The sequence below is a fragment of the Thioalkalivibrio sp. HK1 genome (assembly GCA_000583135.1).
Lineage (GTDB): Bacteria > Pseudomonadota > Gammaproteobacteria > HK1 > HK1 > HK1.
The window spans coordinates 1-8241 of the sequence record JFBG01000095.1 but is presented as its reverse complement, the minus strand read 5'-3'; the positions used below and the strand labels follow the sequence as shown (position 1 = coordinate 8241).

Here is an 8241-nt window from a genome sequence, read left to right as displayed (position 1 = left end):
TCTGTACATCAAAAGGATTCAGCGATGAAACGCATCATATCGATGGCGCTCTATGCCCTTGTCGTTCTCCCGGCGGCGGTGAGCGCGGACTCGACCAACCCCGTCATTAAATTAAAGAGCAGCGGGGCGGTGATCCTTTCCGGCACCACTTCAGCCGGCGAATACAGCCTCACCATGACCGAAGGGCAGACCGTTACATTGACAGCGGAGCTCGGTGTATTAGGCACTGCCGGCCAAAGAAGAATCAGATTCCTGCAGAATTTCACAACGAGCAATCCGAGCAATACCTACAACCCGGATGTTCACATCGGCACCACCCCCGCAAGTCGGGATCAATTCCAGGACCACGCGACCAATCCCGCACAGTTCGGCTACAGAGCCAACAACGCGCGAATCAATTTTACCGACAGCAACTGGAACCAAGCGGTCGATGTCAACATCGAGGCGAAAGAAGACGACGATGCGGCAAACGAAACCTTCCGGATCCAAATCCCGACTGCAGACAACAACAGACAATATCTATATATCAACGGAACGATCACCGACAACGACACCATCGGTTATGACATCACCCCCACCGGCAAATCCTTGACGCTGAACGAAGGCTCCAACGGCACCTTCCAGGTGAGGTTGGCCACCATCCCGTCGATGGATGTCGAGGTGAGCCTGACCAAAACCGGCACCGACGACGTGACGATTTCCCCGGCCTCCTTGGACTACACCACAACGACTTGGAATACATACCAGACCGTGACCGTCACCGCCGCCAATGACGACGACGCCATTGCGGAGACGGCGTCGATCGCCCTCGAAGCCACGGGGGGGAATTACGATGATGTCGCCGACACCTTCTCGGTCAGTGTGACCGAAACCGATACCCGCGGGATCACCCTTTCGAAAACGAGTTTGGATTTGGATGAAGGCGATACCGATACCTTCACCGTGAAACTCGATAGCCAGCCGAGCGCAAACACCACCATCAATCTCGCAAGGTCATCACTGACCGCCACGGCGGTGGGGTTGTCCACGAGCGCCCTCGCCTTCACGACGTCGAACTGGAGTACGCCTCAGACCATCACCGTCACCGCCATAGAGGATGCCGATGCCTTGGATAGCTCGGGTTCGATCAATCTGACATCGAGTGGCGGAGATTACGAAACGGCGAATATCAGCAGCCAAATCACGGTGGATGTGGAGGATAACGATAGCATCGAAATCGTGCATACATCTCTTGCCGACATCGCCGAGGGCAGCAATCAGACGTTCAATGTCAGGCTCGGTTCCATGCCGAGCGGGAATGTGACGGTGAGTTTGGCGCAAACCGGAACCTCCAACTCCGATGTGACTTTCAGCCCCTCATCGCTGACGTTCGCACCTTCGGTTTGGAGCCTGAATCAGGAAGTGACCGTATCCGGCGCGGATGACGACGACGGCATCGAAGACCAAGCGACGATCCGGCTGACGGCCTCCGGCGGGGGCTACAACAGCGCCCCCACCAAGGATATATCGGTCACGGTGAACGACGACGATACCGCCGAGATGGTTGTCTCCGCAGACGATGTGGAGGTGGAAGAGGGATCGACCGCCACCTTCACGATAAGGTTGACGACACAGCCGAGCGCGGACGTGACGGTGACCCTCGCCCAAAGCGGAACCGCCGTTTCCGAGATCACGTTCACCTCTTCGTACACCTTCACGACCTCGAATTGGGGGACGGCTCAAACGGTGACCATCTCCGCCGCCGATGATACGAATACCGTCGATGAGAGTTTGACCATCAACGTGACGGCGGCGGGCGGGGACTACGCCGGCAAGACGGATACGGTCGATGTGGACGTGATCGATACCACCGTCGCCTTGATACTCGATCCGACCTCTTTGAATCTTGTCGAGGGCTCCAACGGCACCTTCGATGTGAAATTGAGGCGTCAGCCGGACCAAAACGCGCAAGTGACATTGACCAAAGCCAGCGGAAGCAGCGGCGACGTAACGCTCGATAAGAGCACGATGACTTTCACGACAACCAACTGGAATACGAATCAGACGGTAACCGTTTCCGCCGCCAACGATGCCGACTCCGATGACGATACGGCCACCATCACCCTCCAAGCCCAGTCCGGGACTGTCCAATCCACATCCACCTTGCCGGTCAGCGTGAAGGACAACACCCCCAAAGTGGTGGTTTCCAAGTCCAGTTTGAGCCTGAACGAAGAGGGTGCGACCGATACCTTCGAAGTGAAACTGAAAGCGGTGCAGCCGACGGCGAACCAAAATGTGACGGTGACCTTGACCTCCTCGGATGACGGGGTGACGGTCGATACCGATTCCACGACCACCGGCAATCAAGACACGCTGACCTTCACGAATGCGAACTGGGATACGAATCGGACGGTGACCGTCGCCGCCATTGCCGACCACAATACGATCGACGAGGATGTGACGATCGACATAGAGGCTTCGGGCGGAGCCTACGACAATGCCGCCGACGAAGAGGTGGATGTCTCGGTAAGCGACAACGACACCCCGGCATTGACGCTGTCGGCGACGACCTTGATGATCGACGAAGGGACTATGGTCAATATCCAGGTGAATCTCGCCACCCAACCGAGCGGGGATGTGACGGTGAGCATGGTCTCGTCGAATAGCGATGTGACGCTCGATACCGATCCGAATACGGACGGTGACCAAAGTACCTTGACCTTCACGAGCAGTAACTGGAATACGCAGCAAGATGTCCGTGTCACCGCCGCCCATGACGGCGAGGCCACCGATGATCCGGCGACGATCACCGTGAGCGCCTCCGGCGAGGAGTACGATAACCTCGCCGATATCGATATTTCGATAACGGTGGATGACGACGACAGCGCAGGCTTGACGATTTCCGTGCTGGAAAGGCTGGTCGAGGGCGAGAGCCAAACCTTCAAGGTGAAACTGAGTTCCGACCCGCTCTCGCAAGTGACGGTGGACTTGGCGCAAAGCGGAACGGCCAACCCCGATGTGACCTTCAGCCCCGCCCAACTCGTCTTCACCAGCAGCAACAATGGCTGGAATACGGAGCAAACGGTAACGGTTTCGTCCGCTGAGGACGACGATTCGAACGACGATACGGCGACGATCACCCTATCGGCATCGGGCGGCGCATCGGGGGCGAATAGCTACGCCGGTATCAGCCAAGATGTCAGCGTTCGGGTGCAAGACGACGATGATCCCGGCTTGCGCTTTTCGCGGACCCAGCCCATCGAAGTGTTCGAAGGCTCCACCGACGGGTTCCTTCTCAATGTGAGGCTACTCACCCGGCCCACTTCGAATGTGGTATTGACCCTCACATCAACCGGAAGCCCCGATGTGAAGTTCGATACCGATTTCAATCAGTCGGGTAATCAAAATTCGATGGTCTTCACGCCATCGAACTGGGATTCGGATCAAACGATCCGGATCACCGCCGACAACGATGAAGACTCCGCCCAAGACACCGCCACCATCACATTCGATGCCTCGGGCGCCGAATACGCCAATGTCCAGGATAGCGTGACGGTCAACGTAAAAGAGAACACCATCGATTTGAGGTTCGTACCCGTCACCCGCAATGTGAGCGTCCCCGAGGGAGACTCCCGTACCTACACCGCGGTCTTGTCGGTCAAGCCGGATGAGAATGTAGGGGTCGCTTTGAGGCAAAAGAACCCCTCCAACCCCGATGTGGAGTTCTTTCCGACGCATCTGCTTTTCACGCCATCGATCTGGGATACACCCCAAACCATCACCGTCACCACCGAGGAGGATGACGACGCCTCCGACGACATGGCCTTCATCGAGATGGAGACTTCGGGCGGCGGCGACGATTTCCGCAATGTCACCCGCACCGTCACGATCTCGGTTCCGGATCCCGATGAAGCCGGTTTGGTCACCACCCCGCAGAGTTTGAGGGTATTGGAGGGGGTGACTACCACCTTCACCGTGAGATTGGCGACCGATCCGATCGAGGATGCGATGGTGCTGGTGGAAAAGCCCTCGAATACGGATGTGATTGTCTATTGGCCGGGCAAGGGCTCGGACGACGACGACCCGAATCCGATGGTTTTTACATCATCGAACTGGGACGAGCCCATCACGGTGACCGTCGCCGTCAACCCCGACGATGATGCCATCGATGACGATGTGGAAATCATTTTGAAGAGCTCGGGCGGGGAAGATCAAGGCAGCAATAGCTATGCCATCGACGATACGAAAGTGCAGATGACAGTGATCGACGTCGACAAGCCCGGTTTGGTGCTTTCCCAAAGGCGATTGGAGATCGAAGAGGGTTTGGATGCCAACTTCACGGTGCAACTGCTCACCCGGCCGAGCGGGAATGTGACGGTGACCTTGAGCCAGCCGACCAATCCCGACGTGACGATCGATGTCGATATCCCCACCCCGGGCAGTCAATATCAGCTGACCTTCGAGCCCGATCAATGGGATACCCCTTTGCCGGTGAATATTTCCACCGTATCGGACCTCGATGCGGATGACGAAAGCGAGGTCATTTCCATGATGGCCTCGGGCGGGGGCTACGATTTGGTCGAGGTCAGGGGCCGGATGGTGCCGGTGGAGGCCAGGGTATCGGTGATGGTCAAGGACAAAAATCAGCCGGGGTCGTTGGTCTCCACTTTCGGCGTAGGCTCTTCCGATTCATCGGGATCGATGACCCTGACCGAGGGCGATGTGGTGAACTTCGATGTCGTTCTCAATGTCCAGCCGACGGAGAATGTCAGCGTCAATCTGACGAGCGACAACCCCGATGTCGTCTTCGATCCGGATAGGATCGTGTTCACGCCTTCACCTGCGGATACGGGCTCGACATCGAGCGCGATGTCGGATCCGACCCCGCATCTTCCAAGCGCGAGCGCCACCGCCTCCACGACGTCGATGTGGAATGCGCCGGTGACTATCCAAGTAAGCGTCATGGATGACGACGATTCCTTCTTGGAGACGGCGAGGATCATCATCATGGCCTCGGGCGGAAACTACGTCAACACCCGCATCATTCGTCATCTGAATATCAAGGACGATGATCGGGTGGATCCCGGCCCCGGTCTTGCGCGCCCCGGGGATCCGTTGACCTGGGAGGCGAAGTCCTACGCCTTTGCCATTCCCCCGATGACCAACGGCGATCAGGCGACGGTGCGTTTGCAGTGCAAGGAACCAAGCGAGAGCTGCGATGCCTTCTTCGACTGCACGGCGCAAAATGACAGCAGGACCTATCGCGGGCTATGGTCTCGGAGTATCCCCGCTCGTGGCGCCGACACCGCGACACTGAGCGATATCGCCGAGATCGTCAACGACTCCTTCGAAAGGCAAGGGCGCTTGGCTTGCATTATTCGCTCGGAGCAGAATTTGGTCACCCAAGTGTGGACCCGCTCGGGAGACGGCGTTCTCGTCAACAACAGCCAGTTGATTCACAGCGATTCGAATCACGAGGCGGATATCGGCACCATTCCGTCGCCGCGCACCGGTGATCGATCGAATATCCGCATTCGCTGCAACAAGGGCGGGGTCAAAGAATGCACCGGCACGAGGCTGGAGTGCGCCGAGGATGACGGAACCGTCCATGTCGCCGACATCGGGGCGATCCTGCGAGGTATCGTGAGGCATGTGCAGACCGAGGAGCTACAGGATCTGCTCGAACATCGATGGGAAGGGCTGGGACTTTCGTGCACGGTCCTTTCCGATCAGGCCTTTACCGTGCAGATCCTGACCCGCACCGGTGGCGGCGGAGCGTTGGTCAACAATAGCGCCGTGAGCGCAAGATAAGAGTCCTGCCATATCGGAAAACCCGGCGGATAACGAGCCCGAAACCATGACGGGGCCGCTGGTCTTTGCGCCCCGTCATCGCTTTATCTCTCGCCGGCCAAAGGTTCGGCCGAGCCGAAGTGCCATCCGTCAAAGACCGGATCGTTGCCCGGATTTCCAAAAGCGGCCCTCTACCTGCGAGTTCGAGACGATCGCCGCTAAGGGGGGCTACGGCTCCCTTTTCTTGTCCTGCCCATCGAAGGGATGATCGGCGTCTTTTTTGCAAGCAATGCCTTTGGCCTGCCATATCGAGTGGGCTTATTTAACGATCGAACAAGGTGTCTGCGGCCTTGGGCTTTTTCGTCATCCTGGCTCTTCGATACGCCGGCGCCCACCGCCTCTTTTCTCGCCATCCCCAAATCGTTGGCCGATGAAGCGCCCTCGTCGTTTCGCCGCAATCATCTCGAAATAGGCAAGCCATGACCCCGCCCGACGATCCCGCCCTCGATACCCTGCTTGCGCGCGGCGGGGATTACATCGATCCCGAGACCGGGGCCATCGTGCCCCCGATCCACACTTCGACCACCTACGCCCGCGATCGAAATTACGATCCCATCGGTTACCTCTACGCCCGCAATTCCCACCCCACAGCGCAGCAGGTGGAGGAGGTACTGGCTTCGATCGAGGGCGCCCGCGCGGCGCTCCTTTTCGCTTCGGGGTTGGCCGGGGTCAGCGCTTTTTTCGAGACCCTTCGTGCCGGCGATCGGGTGATCGCGCCGCGAATCATGTATTACGGCGCCGCGAAGTGGCTGCAACGGCTGGCCGAGCGCCGCGGGATCGATCTGCGCTTTTTCGATGCCACCGAATCGGGCGCGCTTGTAGGTGCCCTCGAATCATCCGCCGACGCCGGCTCTAAAGGGCAGACGGCGGTCTGGATCGAGCCGTTGGTCAATCCGACATGGGATGTGATCGATATCCGTGCCGCCGCTCGCGCCGCCAAAAGCGCAGGGGCGATCCTTGCGGTCGATGCCACCGTCACCCCGCCGGTCGGTTTGCGAGCGCTGGATGCGGGGGCGGATTTCGTCTTTCATTCCGCCACCAAATATCTTGCGGGCCATAGCGATGTCACCGCCGGGGTCATCGCCGGCCGCGATGACGACGAGCGATGGCAGGATCTTCTCCTCGCCCGCACGCTGATGGGCGGGGTAATCGGCCCGTTCGAGGCTTGGCTGCTGCTGCGGGGCATGCGTACCTTGCATCTGCGCTATGCGCGCCAATGCGAAAATGCGATGGCCATCGCGCAGCATTTCAAGGCCCATCCGCGATTGGAGAGGGTGCTCTACCCCGGCCTTGCCGAGCATCCCGGACATGCGATCGCCAAAGAGCAGATGAAGGGCGGATTCGGAGGGATGCTCTCTTTGCTGGTGCGCGGGGATGCTTTGGCGGCGCAGCGGGTGGCGACCCGCACCTCGCTCTTCGTGCCTGCGACTTCCTTGGGCGGAGTCGAGAGTCTGATCGAGCATCGGGCATCGGTCGAGGGTCCGCAGAGCCTCGTTCCGGGCAATTTGCTGCGCTTGTCGGTCGGGATCGAGCGGGCGGAGGATCTGATCGCCGATTTGGAGCGAGCATTGACCTAAGAGATCCTTCGCTCGAAAAGCGCGGCTTTTTTTTCGAACTCGAAAAGCGGCAATCCCCGCAGGGGTTCGGCTTTCGATTCGTGGAGCGATTGTCGATGCGTTCCTTGATATCTTTCTTTCGATCGGCATGCTTTCGATGGTCATGCTCTCGATCGACCCGCTCTCGATCGTCATGCGTGATCGCCGGCTGATCTTGCAAAGCCGATCGCCTCTTTCTCCCCCGTGTCCTCCCGCCTTCACCTCTTCGGTGTTTTCCTTCGCTTGGGCTGTATCGCCTTCGGCGGTCCCATCGCTCATCTGTCGCTCTTTCACGAAGAGTTCGTTCGGCGTCGACGATGGCTCGACGAAGAGCGCTACGCGGATCTGATCGCCCTTTGTCAGTTCCTGCCGGGTCCGGCGAGCAGTCAGGTGGGAATGGCCGTCGGCTGGATGCGCGGCGGCTATGCGGGGGCGTTGATCGCTTGGATCGCCTTCACCGCTCCGGGTGCGATCTTGATGACCCTCTCGGCGTTGGCCATCGCATCAAGCCTTGCCGGGTCCGAGCCGGGCGATGCACCGGCGTGGCTCTCGTCCTTGGGACTCGTGGTGGTGGCCATCGTCACCCAAGCGCTATGGGCGATGGGGCGGCATTCATGGGTGGGGGCAAGGCGGATCACGATCGGCCTCATGGCAGCAGTGGTGTTGATCTTTTTTCCCGCGCTGCAACTGCCGGTGATCGCCGCCGGAGCCCTTGCCGGTCTGCTATGGCTGCGAGAGCCGGTGCCTTCGCCGAACATGTCGAGCCCGCCTGCACCTTTTGCGCCCTCATCACCCGCCCCGAGCCTCGCTCGCAGCG

The 8241-nt window shown here is 59.2% G+C and carries 3 protein-coding genes; all 3 read left to right on the top strand.

Features of this window, described 5'->3' with window-relative positions; translation table 11 throughout:
• Nucleotides 1-24 precede the first annotated feature (24 nt).
• Nucleotides 25-5790: a beta strand repeat-containing protein gene (locus BF99_RS0119170; protein ID WP_025772494.1), complete on the top strand. Its 5766-nt coding sequence runs from the start codon at nucleotides 25-27 to the stop codon at nucleotides 5788-5790.
• Nucleotides 5791-6248: 458 nt separating this feature from the next.
• The gene (locus BF99_RS0119160; protein ID WP_025772490.1) at nucleotides 6249-7406 is read left to right on the top strand and encodes a trans-sulfuration enzyme family protein; all 1158 of its coding nucleotides are present in this window, start codon (nucleotides 6249-6251) and stop codon (nucleotides 7404-7406) included.
• A gap of 222 nt (nucleotides 7407-7628) precedes the next feature.
• The coding region (locus BF99_RS22275; RefSeq protein ID WP_197019230.1) for a chromate transporter at nucleotides 7629-8241 on the top strand (613 nt) is incomplete at its 3' end.